The organism is Eikenella corrodens (genome assembly GCF_900187105.1).
GTDB classification, from domain to species: domain Bacteria; phylum Pseudomonadota; class Gammaproteobacteria; order Burkholderiales; family Neisseriaceae; genus Eikenella; species Eikenella corrodens.
In genome coordinates this window covers 1,406,383-1,423,309 of the sequence record NZ_LT906482.1, presented here as the reverse complement: position 1 = coordinate 1,423,309, position 16,927 = coordinate 1,406,383, and the positions used below count along the sequence as shown (strand labels likewise).

Annotated in this window: 13 protein-coding genes and 1 pseudogene; 8 read left to right on the top strand and 6 right to left on the bottom strand. The window is 57.0% G+C overall.

The annotated features are described in order from the left end of the window. Positions 1-94 precede the first annotated feature (94 nt). From CKV94_RS07165 to CKV94_RS07155, 3 genes are all read left to right on the top strand, one after another. Complete coding sequence (locus tag CKV94_RS07165; RefSeq protein ID WP_023887256.1) at positions 95-1,141, top strand: 2,3-butanediol dehydrogenase; 1,047 nt, start codon at positions 95-97, stop codon at positions 1,139-1,141. Between the two features lie 264 nt (positions 1,142-1,405). Further along, complete coding sequence (gene pta / locus CKV94_RS07160) at positions 1,406-3,484, top strand: phosphate acetyltransferase (protein ID WP_003824118.1); 2,079 nt, start codon at positions 1,406-1,408, stop codon at positions 3,482-3,484. A gap of 100 nt (positions 3,485-3,584) precedes the next feature. Next, the gene (locus CKV94_RS07155; protein ID WP_003824117.1) at positions 3,585-3,962 is read left to right on the top strand and encodes a hypothetical protein; all 378 of its coding nucleotides are present in this window, start codon (positions 3,585-3,587) and stop codon (positions 3,960-3,962) included. A 157-nt stretch (positions 3,963-4,119) separates the two neighbouring features. Here CKV94_RS07155 and CKV94_RS07150 read toward each other — a convergent pair whose 3' ends face one another. The 4 genes from CKV94_RS07150 to ettA all read right to left on the bottom strand — a co-directional run bounded on the left by CKV94_RS07150 (position 4,120) and on the right by ettA (position 9,454). After that, complete coding sequence (locus CKV94_RS07150; protein WP_003824116.1) at positions 4,120-4,923, bottom strand: outer membrane beta-barrel protein; 804 nt, start codon at positions 4,921-4,923, stop codon at positions 4,120-4,122. 309 nt (positions 4,924-5,232) lie between these two features. Further along, positions 5,233-6,252, bottom strand: a complete 1,020-nt coding sequence (gene galE / locus CKV94_RS07145; protein ID WP_003824115.1) for a UDP-glucose 4-epimerase GalE — start codon at positions 6,250-6,252, stop codon at positions 5,233-5,235. Positions 6,253-6,360: 108 nt separating this feature from the next. Next, positions 6,361-7,701 carry a deoxyguanosinetriphosphate triphosphohydrolase gene (locus CKV94_RS07140; RefSeq protein ID WP_003824114.1) on the bottom strand — a complete coding sequence of 447 codons (1,341 nt, stop codon included), beginning with the start codon at positions 7,699-7,701 and terminating at the stop codon, positions 6,361-6,363. A 79-nt stretch (positions 7,702-7,780) separates the two neighbouring features. Further along, on the bottom strand, positions 7,781-9,454 hold the full coding sequence (gene ettA / locus CKV94_RS07135) for an energy-dependent translational throttle protein EttA (protein ID WP_003824112.1): 1,674 nt from the start codon (positions 9,452-9,454) through the stop codon (positions 7,781-7,783). A gap of 292 nt (positions 9,455-9,746) precedes the next feature. On the opposite strand from ettA, the gene CKV94_RS07130 reads away from it, so the two are divergent. The 5 genes and pseudogenes from CKV94_RS07130 to CKV94_RS07110 all read left to right on the top strand — a co-directional run bounded on the left by CKV94_RS07130 (position 9,747) and on the right by CKV94_RS07110 (position 13,425). Next, a complete protein-coding gene (locus tag CKV94_RS07130; protein WP_003824111.1) occupies positions 9,747-10,385 on the top strand; it encodes a DedA family protein in 639 nt (212 codons plus the stop codon). A gap of 142 nt (positions 10,386-10,527) precedes the next feature. Next, positions 10,528-11,511 carry a DNA polymerase III subunit delta' gene (gene holB / locus CKV94_RS07125; RefSeq protein WP_003824110.1) on the top strand — a complete coding sequence of 328 codons (984 nt, stop codon included), beginning with the start codon at positions 10,528-10,530 and terminating at the stop codon, positions 11,509-11,511. A gap of 43 nt (positions 11,512-11,554) precedes the next feature. After that, a pseudogene (locus CKV94_RS07120) lies at positions 11,555-12,209 on the top strand (IS1595 family transposase). 83 nt (positions 12,210-12,292) lie between these two features. After that, positions 12,293-12,652 (top strand): PilZ domain-containing protein, encoded by a 360-nt coding sequence (locus CKV94_RS07115; RefSeq protein ID WP_003824098.1) that lies wholly within the window; start codon positions 12,293-12,295, stop codon positions 12,650-12,652. Between the two features lie 2 nt (positions 12,653-12,654). Continuing rightward, complete coding sequence (locus CKV94_RS07110) at positions 12,655-13,425, top strand: TatD family hydrolase (RefSeq protein WP_003824096.1); 771 nt, start codon at positions 12,655-12,657, stop codon at positions 13,423-13,425. Between the two features lie 219 nt (positions 13,426-13,644). On the opposite strand, the gene aroA is transcribed toward CKV94_RS07110, so the two are convergent. Continuing rightward, entirely contained in the window at positions 13,645-14,937 is a 1,293-nt protein-coding gene (gene aroA / locus CKV94_RS07105; RefSeq protein ID WP_035580777.1) for a 3-phosphoshikimate 1-carboxyvinyltransferase, read from the bottom strand. Between the two features lie 275 nt (positions 14,938-15,212). Continuing rightward, the gene (gene recN, locus CKV94_RS07100; RefSeq protein ID WP_035580774.1) at positions 15,213-16,877 is read right to left on the bottom strand and encodes a DNA repair protein RecN; all 1,665 of its coding nucleotides are present in this window, start codon (positions 16,875-16,877) and stop codon (positions 15,213-15,215) included. Positions 16,878-16,927: the final 50 nt, after the last annotated feature.

Sequence of the window (16,927 nt, the reverse complement as noted above, 5' to 3'; positions counted from 1 at the left end):
TAAATCGGAATAATAGCCCAAATTCGCTTGAAACTGCCGCCCAAAGTTTCTACAATCGGTTCTCCTTCTCAACTCGACCTCAAAGGATACTGATATGAGTACAATGAAAGCTGCAAGATGGTACGGCCGCCGCGACATCCGCGTGGAAGACGTAGCCGTTCCCGAAATCACACGCCCGTCACAAGTGAAAATCGCTGTGAAATACACCGGCATCTGCGGCAGCGACCTGCACGAATACCTCGGCGGCCCTATCTTTATCCCGGTAGAGAAAGAGCATCCCTATTCCGGCCGCAAAGCCCCGCTCACGCTCGGCCACGAATTTGCCGGTGAAATTGTGGAAGTGGGCGCTGGCGTGACCAACGTGAAAGTGGGCGACCGCGTAACCGTTGAGCCGATTTTGGCCAAAGACGGCCTCAAAGGCAAATACAACCTCGACAAAAACCTAGGCTTCGTCGGCCTGGCTGCCGACGGCGGCTTCACCAGCTACTGCGTGGTAGACGGCGAATTGTGCCACAAATTGCCCGACAGCATCGACTACGAACAAGGCGCGCTCACCGAACCTGCCGCCGTGGCCCTGTATGCCGTGCGCCAGAGCAAACTGAAAGCCGGCGACACCGCTGCCGTATTCGGCTGCGGCCCCATCGGCCTGCTCACCATCGAAGCCCTGCGCGCTGCCGGTGCCACCACCATCTACGCCATCGAGCTTTCTCCTGAGCGTCAGGAAAAAGCCCGCGAGCTGGGCGCCGTAGTGATCGACCCCTCCAAAGTAAACGTAGTAGAACACATCAAAGCCGAAACCGACGGTGGTGTGAACGTATCGTTTGAAGTAACCGGCGTGGCTCCCGTGTTGAAACAAGCCATCGAAGCCGTGGAAAACGACGGCGAATGCGTGATCGTGAGCATTTGGGAAAATGAAGCCTCCATCCACCCGAACGAAATCGTGATCAAGGAAAAAACCGTGAAAGGCATCATCGCCTACCGCGATATTTTCCCCGCCGTGCTGCAACTGATGGAACAAGGCTACTTCCCGAAAGACAAGCTGGTTACCAAACGCATCAAGCTGCAAGACATCGTGAGCGAAGGCTTTGAAGCCTTGGTGAAAGAGAAGAGCCAAGTGAAGATTTTGGTGTCTCCGAACTAAGCGCACGGTTGGCTTAAACCGAACAGCCGCCCGCAGGGAAACTTGCGGGCGGTTTTGTGTGGGAGGCTACCTGAAAAACGGCTTTCAGGTAGCCTTGCGGCATAGCAGAAAACGTGTATAAATCACATCCATCGCTTGCCGCTCCTGATTAATAGTGCAACAATGCGGCCTGCAAAAAACAGCACAGGCAAACGTCTGCCGGCCGCCTTGTTGATTTGGCCGTTTTACGCTGATTGATCAACCTATTACCAAGAAAGAAGCCCTATGCCGAACTTCCTCCTCGTGCCCATCGGCACCAAAACTGGCCTCACCAGCATCTCGCTCGGCCTGCTGCGCGCCCTGCAACGTAGCGGTCGCCGTCCGGTGTACTACAAACCGGTATCGCACAAACCCACTCCCGCCGGCGACACCGAAGCCGCCATCGTGTTTGCTAACAAACTGTTCCACCTCAACCCGCCGCGCCCGCAGCCGCTCTCTAAAGTAGAAGAGTTGGTGGGCGCTGGTCGTGATGACGATTTAATCGAGCTGATGGTATCCGACTTCGACCAGGTTACCGCCGCCGAACACGACGTGGCCATTATTGAAGGCGTGGTGCCCGACAGCGAACGCGGCTTTCTCTCCAACAAAAATGCGCAAATCGCCGCCGCGCTCAACGCCAACGTGATCCTGGTGGCCGCCGCCGGCAACCACAGCGCCGAACAAGTGGCCGACCAAATCAACTTGGCCGCGCAGGAATATGCCAACAGCCATACCGATGTGGCCGGTTTCATCATCAACCGCTACCACGGCAACGACAGCAAAGCCTTCGCTGCCGAAGTGGCTGCCAAAGTGCGCAGCGGCATCCCCTGCATGGGCGTGCTGCCTTTCGCGCCAGAACAATCGCTGCGCCGCATGGCCGACATTGCGGGCTACCTGAACGCCCAAGTGATTGCCGGACAAGAGTATTTGGGCAACCGCACCAAAGAAATCGTGGTGGCCGCACAAAACGCTGCCCACATGCACCACCGCATCACTTCCGGCGCACTGGTGATTACCCCCGGCGACCGTGAAGACATCCTGATGGCTGCTTCGCTGAAAATCCTCAGCGGCGTGCCGGTGGCCGGCCTGCTGCTCACCTGCGGCACCGCGCCTTCGCCTGCCGTACAGGGCATTATCAGCCCCGCGCTGAGCCAAAACGTGCCGGTACTGCTCACCGAACACGACACGTTCGCCACCGCCTACGCACTGGCTCACCAAGACCAAACCATCCCCGCCGACGACACCGAACGCATGGAAACCATGGTGGAATTCGTGGCTGAACATGTTGATGTGGAAGAACTCTGCCGCCACATCGGCCAGCCGCGCCAGCTGCTGATGTCGCCGCCTGCCTTCCGTTTCCGCATGATGGAGCAGGCGCGCGCCGCTAACCGCCGCATCGTTCTGCCAGAAGGCGACGAGCCGCGCACCGTGGAAGCTGCTGCCATCTGCCAAAGCAAAGGTATCGCCCGCTGCGTGCTCCTGGCCAAACCGGAAGCTGTGCGCGAAGTGGCCGCCAACCGCGGCATCACCCTGCCTGAAGGCTTGGAAATCATCGACCCCGACACCATCCGCGAGCAATACGTTGCCCCGATGGTAGAGCTGCGCAAAAACAAAGGCCTCACCCCCGGCTTGGCACGTCAGGCGCTGGAAGACAGCGTCGTGCTTGGCACCATGATGCTGCAGCAAGACGACGTGGACGGCCTGGTATCCGGCGCGGTACACACCACCGCCAACACCATCCGCCCCGCCCTGCAGCTGATTAAAACCGCCCCCGGCGCCAGCCTGGTATCCAGCGTATTCTTCATGCTGATGCCCGAGCAGGTGTTCGTGTATGGCGACTGCGCCGTGAACCCCGAGCCCACCGCCGAAGAGCTGGCCGACATCGCCATCCAATCGGCCGAATCCGCCAAAGCCTTCGGCATCGATCCCAAAGTAGCCATGATTTCCTACTCCACCGGCACCTCCGGCAGCGGCGCCGATGTGGAAAAAGTGAAAGAAGCCACCCGCTTGGCGCAGGAAAAACGCCCCGATCTGCTCATCGACGGCCCGCTGCAATACGACGCCGCCAGCGTGCCCAGCGTAGGCCGCCAGAAAGCGCCCGACAGCAAAGTAGCCGGCCAAGCCAACGTGTTCGTCTTCCCCGACCTGAACACTGGCAACACCACCTACAAAGCCGTACAGCGCAGCGCTAACGTATTGAGTATCGGCCCCATGCTGCAAGGCCTGCGCAAACCGGTAAACGACCTCTCGCGCGGCGCATTGGTGGACGACATCGTCTACACCATCGCCCTTACCGCCATCCAGGCCGTGCAGATGGGCAAATAACTGCCCTGTTGCTTGATGTATAAGACTAAAGGCTACCTGAAAAGTTTCAGGTAGCCTTTTCTGTATCTGTAATCATCACATCATTAGTGAGATATAAACCATGAGAAAAATATTTTGCCTTCTCTCTCTCCTTGCCGCCTCCACCGCCTATGCCGAGAGCACCGAACTCAATCAATGTACCTATACCATAATAGACTTTGCCAGAATCTCCCTATTTACTGACTATTGCAGCGATAACGAATTCAATAGCAACATTCCCCAGCCAAATCTCAACCGTCATCTGCAAGAAGCTTTGCGCTGCTCCAAATTGATTCAAGAGCACTATCCTGACAAAGCCCAAGAAATAGAAACCATGGCAAACTTAGTGACTTGGTGCCATGTTTCAGCCATTAATCGTTTCCAAAACGATCCGCAACAGATGCAGGTCTATTGCAAGCTGCAAAACCGTCTTGTCCGCGAACTGTTACACAAGTACTGACTTACCGGACCAATACAAACTAAACCAGCGTATGGGGTTGCCAAACCAAACAAAAACATTCAATTACCTAAAACGCTGGGTCATAACCCAACCTATATCTTGGTGCAAAAAAGGCTACCTGAAACTTCAGGTAGCCTTTTGCAAACCAATACAACTATTAGAAGCGCACGCCGCCCCGGATACCGAAGCTGTGACGGCTGGTTTTTGGCACTTCTATATTCTCGTCTTCGTGGGTAAAGCTGGTAGCTTTATCCCGCGCGTAACGATAGTAGGGACCGAAGGTGAGGCTGGTGCTTTCTCCCAACTGTTTGTTCACATCCACGCCTAGGCCGAGGCTGTAGTTGTTTTGCTTGTATCTGCCGTCGCTGGCAAACTCAATCTGTGTATATTTCTCTTCTACACGACGGTGCAGGCTGACTTGGGCTTCGGTCCACGGAGTAATGCTCCAGCCGCTACCCAGTTGCTGCTCGTACTCCACCTGAGCTTTCAGATACAGGTTGTTGGCACTGATATCAACTGCATCACCATCAAGGTCGGTTTGATGACTATGCAAATCCATTTTGCCATGACTGTAGCCCAAACCGCCGCCCACGCGCAGACCACCGTTTTTGAAGCCGGAGGGAGAGAACAAATAGCCGGCATACACATCTACATTATTGGTTTTGGCACCATTAATAACTTTCTCGCCATTAGCTTTCGCATCGGAATCAAGATACCGATAACCCAATTCGGCACGGATGGCGTGCTGTTGTGCCAGCGGGATATCGGCGCGGCCTTGCAGGGTAACGCCGTCGCCGGAGTATTTAAGCTGATCAATTTTGGCATTTTCGTGTGCGTAGCCGGCGGTTACGGTGTAGCGGCCGTCATTGATGGGGTGCAACGGCACGCCCTCGTCTGCGGGGGCAGCCTGCACAACAGCGGACAAGGCCAACACGGCCAAGGCAATCAGGGTTTTTTGCATAATTTTCTCCGGTGTGGATGGAAAGAATACCGTGGCGGCGGTTTGCCGTATCCAACGGTGAGATATTACTGACAAAATCGGTTTAATGCTTTGAGAAAGCAATATTTTCGAGTGCATGATAAATCTTGGTCGAATTGAGCTTCAACTCTGAATGGACAAATAGTCGTCTGCTCGCTGCACGTTAGGTTCATCTTTAACCCCGCATGGCAAGATAGAATATTGAAATTTAGCAAAATTAGCACATTATTCTTTTCAGGCAGCCTGTGTTGGATAAAGGCTACCTGAAAGTTTCAGGTAACCTCTCCGTCATCAATCTCCATATCCGTTCGGATTACCGCTTTGCCAGCGCCAAGAGTCGCGCATCATGTCGTTCAGGCTGCGCGCGGCATGCCAGTCCAATTCGGCAGCGGCACGGGCTGGGTCGGCATAGCATTCGGCAATGTCGCCCGCGCGGCGGGGTTTGATGGCATAGGGGATTTTTTGGCCCGAAGCGGCTTCGAAGGCGCGGATGATGTCCAGCACGGACGAGCCTTTGCCGGTGCCGAGGTTGTAGATGTGCACGCCTGCTTCGCGGCTTTTTTTATCGAGGGCGGCCACGTGGCCGAGCGCCAGATCGACAACGTGGATATAGTCGCGCACGCCGGTGCCGTCGGGGGTGGGGTAGTCGTCGCCGAACACGGAAAGCTCGGCCAGTTTGCCTGCTGCCACTTGGCAAACGTAGGGCAACAGATTGTTCGGAATGCCGTTGGGCTGCTCGCCGATGCGGCCGCTGGGGTGCGCGCCGATGGGGTTGAAATAGCGCAGCAGAATCACGCTCCATTCGGGGTCGGCGGTGTGGAGGTCGGCCATCATACGTTCCATCATCTGCTTGGATGCGCCATAGGGATTGGTGGCTTCGCCGAGAGGGGCGGTTTCGGTAATCGGCACGGTATCCGGGTCGCCGTACACGGTGGCGGAGGAGCTGAACACGATGCTTTTCACGCCCGCGCGCTGCATTTCTTCCAGCAGGATGAGGCTACCTGAAACGTTGTTGCTGTAATACTCCAGCGGTTTTTTCACGCTCTCGCCCACGGCTTTGAGCGCAGCGAAGTGGATTACGGATTGGATGGGGTGTTCGGCAAAAATGCGGCGCAATAATTCGCGGTCGCGGATGTCGCCCTGATAAAAGGCGGGGGTGTGCCCGGTGATTTCTGTAATGCGGCCGATAACTTGAGGCGAGGCGTTGCAGAGGTTATCGATAATCACGGGGGAATGCCCGGCTTGGATGAGTTCGACCACGGTGTGTGAGCCGATAAAACCGGCACCGCCGGTAACGAGGATGGTGGACATGGAGTTTCTTTCTAGCTTTTGATGACAAAATATCGAGTTATATTTTAGCTTCGCAGAAGTTGGCTGCACTTATTTTCAGGTAGCCTTACATTATTGGCACATCAATCCTTACAACATCCCAATCCCCGACACTTCCCGCGCCAGTCTAGCGGCAGCGTTGTCGGTCATGCCACCGACAAAATCGAGGATTTTCATGTAGGCGGTGTAAAGCGTGTCTTGTTCGTTCAATGGGTCGTCGCGCAGCAGCTCCAAGGCCAGCGATTGGCGGGTGCTGACGTGTGCTTTGGTGATGTAGGCAAAGGCAGCGGGTACGAGCAGGTTGAGAATCGAGCCGATACAGGGGAAGGCGGCGATTTCGGTAATCAGCTTGCTCTGATGGCGGAACACGCGGGTGCGTGCCAGCTCTTTGGCCCGTTCCAGCGAATCGCGTACTTCGGGCGTGCACACGCTGAGCAGGTCTTTGCCTTGGAAGCTGCCGGCGAGCAGGTCGGCATGGTGCAGCATAAAGGTTTGCGCCATATCGTCGATGGCGCGGCCGATGGCCATGCCGCGCAGCATGGCGCAACGCTGGCGGGCGGATTGCTCCGGCCAGAGTTTGTCGATGTGCACCATGCCCTGCAATACGTTTTCCACTTCGCGGTCGTCCAACAAGCCGAGCTCCACCGCATCTTCCAAATCCAGGAGCGCATAGCAGATGTCGTCTGCCGCCTCCATCAGGTAGGACAGGGGGTGGCGGCTCCAATGGTGTGCGGCGATTTCAGGTAGCCCCAATTCGGCGGCCACGCATTCGATAAATGGCAGCTCGGTTTGATAAATATTGAATTTTTTCAAACCCTGCGGCGCGGAGGTGGTCCACGGGTATTTGAGCAGCGCGCCGATGGAGGCGGCGGTGAGGCGCATGCCGCCGCGGTGCTGATACATTTCAAGATTGGCCAAAATGCGCAGGCTGTGGGCATTGCCTTCGTAGGTTTGCACGTCGCGCCGTTCGGCTTCGGCCAGGTGTTTCAGGTAGCCTGCGTGCTCGGGATTGCGGAACCAATCGCGCAATGCCTCTTCGCCGGTGTGGCCGAAAGGCGGGTTGCCCATATCGTGCGCCAGGCAGGCCACCTGCACCACAGCGCCGATATCGGATGGCGTATTCTCCGGCGGCAAGAAACCGCCCTTGGCCAGCATCACGCCCACGCGGTTGCCCAGGCTGCGCCCCACGCTGGCCACTTCCACGCTGTGGGTAAGGCGGTTGTGGGTGTGGTCGTGTTCGGCGAAGGGATGTACCTGTGTTTTGCGCCCCAACCGCCGGAACGAGCCGGAAAACACCACGCGGTCGTAATCGATGTGAAAATCGGTGCGCAGCGCATCCGCGCCTTCCTGGCTGGAGGGGGTAACGGTGGCTACCAGTTGGCCGTTCTCGGGCTTGAAGCGCTTGGTGCTGAGCAATTGCTGCCAGTTCATGTTTGTCCTTTGGTTTGGCTGGATAAATTGAGGCTACCTGAAAACTAAGCCTGCAGTTTTCAGGTAGCCTCTTTGCGCTTTAGCGGGTTACCGGTTTGTAACGGATACGTTTCGGTTTCGCGCCTTCTTCACCCAAACGGCGTTTCTTGTCGGCTTCGTATTCCTGATAGTTGCCGTCGAAGAACACCCATTTCGAATCGCCTTCGCAAGCCAAGATATGCGTGGCGATGCGGTCGAGGAACCAGCGGTCGTGCGAAATCACCATCACGCTGCCGGCAAATTCCAGCAATGCTTCTTCCAGCGCGCGCAGGGTTTCCACATCGAGGTCGTTGGACGGTTCGTCCAGCAGCAACACATTGCCGCCGCTCAACAAGGTTTTTGCCAAGTGCAGCCTGCCGCGTTCGCCGCCGGAAAGCTGCCCCGCGATTTTGCTTTGGTCGCTGCCTTTGAAGTTGAAGCGTCCCAAATACTGGCGGGCGGGGATTTCAAACTGTCCGACCTGCAAAATATCGCGGCCTTCGGCGATGTTGTCGAACACGGTTTTGTCGTTTTGCAAACCTTCGCGGCTTTGGTCGATCAGGCTCATTTTCACGGTTTGCCCGATTTTCACTTCGCCCGAATCGGGCTGCTCCTTGCCAGAAATCATTTTAAACAGCGTCGATTTACCCGCACCGTTCGGGCCGATGATGCCGACAATCGCACCCGCAGGCACTTTGAAGCTCAAATCGTCAATCAGCACTTTATCGCCAAACGATTTGGAAACGTTCACAAATTCAATCACTTCATTACCCAAACGCTCGGCGACGGGAATGAAGATTTCCTGCGTTTCATTGCGTTTTTGGTATTCGTAGTTGCTCATTTCTTCAAAACGAGCCAAACGCGCTTTAGACTTGGCTTGGCGGCCTTTGGCATTTTGGCGCACCCATTCCAATTCCTGCTTCATCGCCTTCACGCGCGCGGCTTCGGATTTCGCCTCGTTTTCCAAGCGTTTTTCTTTCTGCTCCAGCCAAGACGAGTAATTGCCTTTCCACGGAATGCCGTGGCCGCGGTCGAGTTCCAAAATCCATTCGGCGGCGTTGTCGAGGAAGTAGCGATCGTGTGTTACCGCAACGACTGTACCGGGGAAGCGAACCAGAAATTGCTCCAGCCACTCCACCGATTCCGCATCCAAGTGGTTGGTCGGCTCGTCCAGCAGCAGCATATCGGGTTTGCTCAACAAGAGTTTGCACAAGGCAACGCGACGTTTTTCACCGCCGGACAGATTACCGATTTTGGCATCCCATTCCGGCAGGCGCAGCGCATCGGCAGCGATTTCCAATTCGTGCTCCGCACCGCCGCCCGTGGACGAACCCGCCGCGATAATCGCTTCCAAACGGCCCTGCTCTTCCGCCAGCGCGTCAAAATCCGCATCAGGATTGGCGTACTCGGCATACACTTCTTCCAAACGTTTCTGCGCCGCAGCCACTTCGCCCAAACCGCTTTCCACTTCCTCGCGCACGGTTTTTTCGGGGTCGAGCTCCGGCTCTTGCGGCAGATAGCCGATTTTAATGCCGCTCATCGGCACGGCTTCGCCTTCAAACTCTTTGTCCACGCCCGCCATAATCCGAAGCACGGTGGATTTGCCTGCGCCGTTCAAACCGAGCAGGCCGATTTTCGCGCCGGGGAAGAAAGAAAGGGAAATATCTTTAATGATGGTTTTCTGCGGAGGCACCACCTTGCTCACGCGCAGCATGGAATAGACGTATTGCGACATAACAACTCCTCGAAAATAGGGGAAAACAGGCAAATGGGTAAATGCCGCCGATTCTAACCGAAAAAAGCATTTCAGGCAGCCGAAAGGCTACCTGAAAATACAGGAAGACAGCGTTTCTGAGAAAAAGAAACTTTTCAGGTAGCCTCTATCCCTCTCTTGAGGCTACCTGAAAACTGACATCATCTAACCGGCAGCAAAAAACGGCGTTTGCAGACCGGTTTGTACGCAGCCCTTTCAGCCCACCCGCTCTTGCCTTACAATGCCGCCCGTTCTTTCTATTTGCGGTTTCCCCATGCTTGCCAGCCTGATTGATTTCGTTCTGCATATCGACCAACACCTCATCGAGCTCACCCAAACCTACGGCCTGTGGATTTATGCCATTCTGTTCCTCATCGTGTTTTGCGAAACCGGGCTGGTGGTTACGCCCTTTCTGCCGGGCGATTCGCTCTTGTTCGCGGCCGGCGCGGTGGCGGCGCTGGGCGGGATGAATGTACATATAGCGGCCGCGCTGCTCTTGGCGGCGGCAGTGATTGGTGATGCGGTAAACTTCGCCATCGGCAAGTATTTCGGCGAAAAGCTGTTTGCCAAACCGGATTCGCGCGTGTTCAAACGCGAGTATCTGGATAAAACTCATGCTTTCTACGAAAAATACGGCGGCAAAACGATTATTCTGGCGCGATTCGTGCCGATTGTGCGCACTTTTGCGCCCTTTGTGGCGGGCATGGGCAATATGCATTACGGCCGCTTTATCCGCTACAATATCATCGGTGCGCTGATGTGGGTGGGGCTGCTCACTTATGCGGGCTACTTCTTCGGCGAGCTGCCGGTGGTGAAAAATAATTTCGGGCTGGTGGTGATCGGCATTATTGTGGTGTCCGTGCTGCCGATGGCGGTGGAAATCGCCAAGGCTAAGTGGGGGAAGAAGGCTTAGTGTGCTGCTCCTGCTTCGTTTTCAGGTAGCCTCTTGCTATAGCGGATTAACATGGCGGCGAACCCACGCCGTAGCAGTCTTATTTTCATTCACTCTATTGTTAAACGGCTGATCTCTTTACAGGTAGCCTTCACGTTTTCCTATGATTTATCCTTGGCATGAATCCGCTTGGCGGCAGTTGGCTGCCCAATGGGGCAACCGCCCCAACGCTTGGTTGCTTACAGGCCGGCGCGATACCGGCAAAACCGCGTTTGCCCGCCATCTAGCACAGGCGCTGCTGTGCGAACAGCCGCAGGCCGAACACCAGCCTTGCGGCAGCTGCCCTTCGTGCCACCTGTTCGCCCAAGGCAGCCATCCGGACTACTACGAACTCGCGCCCGAGCTGCCCGCCGAAGGCGAAAGCGCGCGCAAGCTGCTGCAAATCAAAATCGACGCCGTGCGCGCCGTGCTATCGCCGCTGCTGCAAAGCTCCGTGCGCGGCGGGCTGCGTGTGGTGCTGGTGCAGCCAGCGGAAACCATGAATACCCAAGCCGCCAACGCGCTGTTGAAAATGCTGGAAGAACCGCCCGCATCGGTGGTGTTCCTTTTGGTAACCCACAACAAAGACCGCCTGCTGCCCACCATTAAAAGCCGCTGCCGCCCCTTCCTGCTGCCCGCCCCGAGTGCCGAAGAAGCCTTAGGCTACCTGAAAACGCAAAACACCCCTCAAGCCGAAGTCCTGCTTGCCTTCCACAGCGGCGCCCCGCTGTTTGCAGCCGAGCCGGAGCAAGACACGATGCGCGAAGAGCTGTGTCAACTGCTGGCCAAACCGCGCCTGTTGGCCATGCTGGATTACGCCGCCGCTTTCGACAAGCAAAAATGGCCGCTGGCCGTGTTTCTCGACTGGCTGCACAAATGGCTGGCCGACACCGCGCTCGCCCAACAAAACCTGCCCCCGATCTACTATCCGCAACACCAAGCCGCCATTTTTCAGGTAGCCTCCCGCACCCGGGGGACAACCTTATTCCAACTGGTACGCACCCTAAACCACCTCAGCCCTTACGGCCGGCATACCTTAAGTGTTAGAATGCAGATTGAAAATTTGCTAACCAACTACCTTGCTTTCTGGCAAAACAAACCGCTTTAAGAAAGGGGCTGTACTAGATTAGCAGATATGTTACCCTCGAAATATGAAGATAACACACTGCAAATTAAGGAAAAAAGTACAGAAAGAACTGCTCCGTTTTTTTTGTGCTGGAAGTTACCGCCCGTTCTGCCGCCGATATTTTGGGTATCCATCCCAATTCGGCAGTCCTGTTCTACCGCAAAATCCGTATGGTCATCAGCCATCATTTGGCCTTGGCTGCCGATGAGGTTTTCGAGGGCCCCGTCGAATTGGACGAAAGCTATTTCGGCGGACGTCGCAAGGGCAAGCGTGGTCGCGGTGCGGCAGGAAAAGTGGTTGTCTTTGGCATTCTGAAACGCAACGGACGGGTCTATACCGTTGTCGTAGATAATGCCAAATCCGATACTTTGATGCCTGTTATCAAACAGAAAATCATGCCGGACAGCATTGTTTACACGGATAGTCTGAGCAGCTATGACAAGTTGGACATGAGCGGTTTTATCCATTACCGCATCAACCATTCCAAGGAATTTGCCGACCGTCAGAACCACATCAACGGCATTGAGAATTTTTGGAATCAGGCGAAACGTGTCTTGCGCAAATACAACGGAATCGATCGCAAATCTTTCCCGCTGTTCTTGAAAGAATGCGAATTTCGATTTAACTTCGGCACACCGTCCCGGCAGCTTAAAATCCTGCGGGATTGGTGTGGAATTTAGGGCTAATCTAGTACAGCCCCTTAAGAAAACAAGCCGTTATTTATTTTGTATAAACGTTACTTACTTAAAACAAGGAAATACCCATGAGCACACCCGCCGACAGCGCCCCCGGCCGCATGATGAGCGTCAGCCTCAAAGACAAACCCATCGCCTACTACAGCTACATGCCGTTTCTGGAGCATGGCGGCATTTTTGTGCCCACCAACGACGAATTCAAAATGGGCGAAGAAGTGCTGTTGGTATTGGAACTGTTTGACAATCCAGAAAAATTCTTCCTGCGCACCCGCGTAGTGTGGATCAACCTCAGCCGTACCACCAACGGCCAGCCGCAAGGCGTAGGCCTCGCTTTCGGCGACGACGAAACCGGCATCAAATGTAAAAACTACATCGAAGACCAACTGCCCGGCCTGGTGCACACCGACCGCGCCACCTACACCATGTAGCCATGCTGATCGATTCGCACTGCCACCTCAACTTCCCCGACCTCGCCCAAAGGCTACCTGAAGTCCTCGCCAACATGGCCGAGGCCGGCGTGGATAAAGCCATCGCCATCAGCGTGAGCCGGCAGAGCTTCGAAGAAGTGCACGCCATCGCCCAAAATCACCCCACCATCTACGCCACAGTCGGCATCCACCCCGACGACCCGGAAGCCGAAGAATTCAGCCTGGAAGAACTGCTGGAACGCGCCGCCCGGCCCAAAGTGGTGGCCATCGGCGAAACCGGCCTGGATTATCATTGGTGCAAAGGCGATTTGGCCTGGCAGCACCAACGCTTCGCCCTGCATATCGAAGCCGCCAACCGCAGCGGCTTGCCGCTTGTCGTCCATACCCGCGATGCCGCCGCCGATACCATGCGCCTGCTGCGCGAACACCAAGCCCACGCCGGCGTTATCCACTGCTTCACCGAAGACGTGCACGCCGCCAAACTGGCCTTGGATTTAGGTTTCTATATCTCTTTCTCTGGTATCGTCACCTTCAAAAACGCCACCGCCATCCAAGAAGCCGCCCGCTACGTGCCGCTCGACAGGCTACTGGTGGAAACCGACGCTCCCTATCTCGCGCCCGTGCCCAAACGCGGTAAACCCAACGAACCGGCATACGTCCGCCACACCGCCGCCTTCGTCGCCCAACTGCGCGGCGACAGCTTGGAAAACATCGCCCAAGCCACCACCGCCAACTGCCTGCGGCTGTTCAATAAAATCTGCACGGCGGCTTGAGGTCTGTTGGGTACACACAGCTTCTGCTAAGAATCTGTCCCTTTCGTACGTTAAAAGGCTATCTGAAAATTTTCAGGTAGCCTTTTAACATTGCAGAGAGCAGGCCAAGCATTTATACCAAACCAGCTGCCACTTAATGCCAATTTCTTCCATTCGGCCAAAGCATAAAAACAGATTGCTCACGTTTGGCTGATGCCTCATCTTCCCTTATGCAGCCTCTCACGCCCGCATAGATTCAAACAATCGGAAATAATCGGGAAAGGTTTTGTTCACGCATTGCGGGTCGTTGATATACACCGGCACGCCGAGCAGGGAAACCAGCGAGAAGCACATAGCCATGCGGTGGTCGTCGTAGGTGTCGATGCGGGCGTTGGCGGCCAGGCGGGGCGGCGGGGTGATGTGGATGGCTTCGGCTTCCTCTTCCACCCGTGCACCGAGTTTGCGCAGTTCGGCGGCCATGGCGGTGATGCGGTCGGTTTCTTTCACGCGCCACGAGCCGATATTGCGCAGGCTGCAACGCGCGCCGGCAGCAAGGGCCACCACGGCCAAGGTCATTGCCGCATCGGGGATGTGGTTGGCATCCAAATCGAAGGGGCGGATGCGCTGGCCGGGGCGGCGGGCTACCTGAATATAATTTTCGCCCCACTCCACGGCGGCGCCGATTTTTTCCAGCTCGGCGGCAAACGCGGTGTCGCCCTGGATGCTGTGCCGCCCGATGCCGTACACGCGCACGGGAGTGGCGGCGAGCAAACCGGCGGCAAGGAAATAGGATGCGCCGGAGGCATCGCCTTCCACATGAAGGGTAGCCGGGGCGTGGTAACGGGCTGTTTCAGGTAGCCTGAACAGCCGATGGCTGTCGTGGGCTACCTGAACGCCGAATTGCGCCATCAGTTTGAGCGTGATGTCGATATAGGGTTGGGAAATCAGCTCGCCCTGCACTTCGATTTCGTGCGCCTGCCCGGTGAGCGGCAAGGCCATCAAAAGGGCGGTGAGGAATTGGCTGGACACATTGCCGCGCACGGTGATAAGCCTCTGGCCGCCGGCCTGCCGCTCACCGATGTGCAGCGGCGGATAGCCTTCCCGGCCTTCGTAGCGGATAGTTGCCCCGACTTGGCGCAGGGCATCGACCAAATCGCCGATGGGGCGTTCGTGCATCCGCGCCACGCCGTGCAGATGGTAATCGCCGCCAAGCAGGGCCAGAGCGGCGGTGAGCGGGCGGAAGGCGGTGCCGGCGTTGCCGAGGAACAAATCGGCCTGCCGCTGCGGGAAACGGCCGCCGCAGCCGTGCACGGTGTAGCTGCCGCCGCCATGATGTTCGATGCGGACGCCGAGGCTTTGCAGCGCAGCAAGCATATGGCGGGTGTCGTCGGCATCGAGCAGGTTTTCAATGCGGCAGGCGTTGTCGGACAGGGCGGCCAACAGCAGGGTGCGGTTGCTGATGCTTTTGGAGCCGGGCAGCGTGATGGCGGCGGGGCGCAGGTGGGCGGCGGGGAGGTAGAGGGAATCGGTCATGATGGGATGGGCTTGGGATAGGGGGGAGGCTGGCTGAAAACAGGCAGCGGGTTTTATAGTGGGATGGCTGCTTTCAGGTAGCCTTTGTGTTTTCGGGCTACCTGAAATTTTGGCGGGTTTATAGTGAATTAAAATAAGAATGCTACAGCGTTGGCTCACCTTGCCGTATTGCTCATACTGTCTGCGGCTCGCCGCCTTGTCCTATTCTTATTTTAATCCACTATATTTTTCAGGTAGCCTCTTTCTTGACCTACAGGCTACCTGAAACAAGCGCCCTACTCTGCTGCCGCCATTTCCAGCATTTCGGCGGCATGGCGGCGGGTGGTGTCGGTGAGGGTTTCGCCGCCGAGCATGCGGGCGATTTCTTCGATGCGCGCACTGCCTTCGAGCTCGCGAATGGTGCTCACGGTTTGGCCGCCGCCGCTGTGTTTGCTTACCTGCCAATGCTGTGCGCCACAGGCGGCCACTTGTGGCAGGTGGGTAACGGCGAGCACTTGGTGCTGCCGCCCCAACGTGCGCAGGGCGCGGCCGACGGTTTCGGCCACGCCGCCGCCGATGCCGCTGTCTACTTCGTCAAAAATCAGGGTGGGAATCTGCGTGTATTGGCTGGCGGTGACCTGCAGGGCCAGGCTGATGCGGGCCAGTTCGCCGCCGGAAGCGACTTTGTTCAACGGCCGCAAGGGGCTGCCTTGATTGGCGGCTACCTGAAACTGCACCTGCTCCAGCCCGTATGCCTGCGCTTCGCACGGAATGAGCTCGATGTGAAAACGTGCGCCGCGCATGGAAAGCTGCTGCATATGCTCAGTGGTTTCTTCGGCCAGTTTGGCGGCGGCCTGCTGCCTTTGGGCGGATAGCTCGCGCGCGGGCTGCAAATAGGCGGCTTCGGCCAGGCGCACCTGTTCGCGCAGGGCTTCGATGTCGGCGGCGGCTTCGGAATCGGCCAAATCCTGCTGCAGCTGTGCCAGGCGGGCAGGCAGCTCTTCGGGCTCGATGCGGTGGCGGCGGGCGGCAGACATCAGTTCGGCCATGCGCTCTTCCTGCGCGGCCAATTCGGCGGGGTTGATTTCGGCACGGGCGGCCACGCTGTGCATGTGGCTGCTGATTTCGCCCAACTCGGCTTCGATACTATCCAGCATTGCCAGGCTTTCGGCAAAACGCGGTTCGATGCCGGAGAGACTTTCCAGCTGGCGTCGGCAGCGCCCGGCCAGGCTGTGCAGGCCGTTGTCGCCGTCGATGTGGGCGGCCACTTCTTCGGCAGCCTGCAACAATTCGGCAGCGTGCGCCAAGCTGTCGTAGCTTTGCGAAAGCTGCGCCCATTCCCCTTCCACCGGGGCGAGTTTTTCCATTTCGCCCACCTGCCAGGCCAGCCGTTCGCGCTCTTCGGCCAAACGTTCGCCCTCGGCCTCGGCCATAGCCAAATTCTCCTGCGCCTGCCGCCATTGCCGATAAGCGGCTTGCACTTGCTCGGCCAATGGTTTGCTGCCGGCAAAAGCATCCAGCAGATCGCGCTGCACGGCTTCGCTGTTGAGCGAGTGGTGCGCGCTTTGGCCGTGGATGTCCACCAGGCGGCTGCCGATTTGGCGCAGTTGGGCCAGGGTGGCGGCCTGATTATTGATGAAGCTGCGGCTGCGGCCTTTGCTGTCGATGGTGCGGCGGATGGAAAGCTCGACCTCGTCTGCGCCGAGCAGGCCTTGTTCGCAGAGTTCGGCGCGCAATGCGGGCAAGCCGCTCAAATCAAACAGGGCGGAAAGCTGCGCTTCAGGGCAGCCGTGGCGGATTTGGCTGTAGTCGGCCTTGTCGCCGAGCAGCAGGCTGAGCGCATCGAGCGTGATGGATTTGCCGGCACCGGTTTCGCCGGTGAGCACGGTAAAACCGGGCTGGAAATCCAGATGGAGTTGCTCAACAATCACAAAATCGCGCAAAGAGAGGGCAAGCAGCATGGTGTTCTCGAAAGGAAGGAGTGAAGCGGATTATATAACAGGCTACCTGA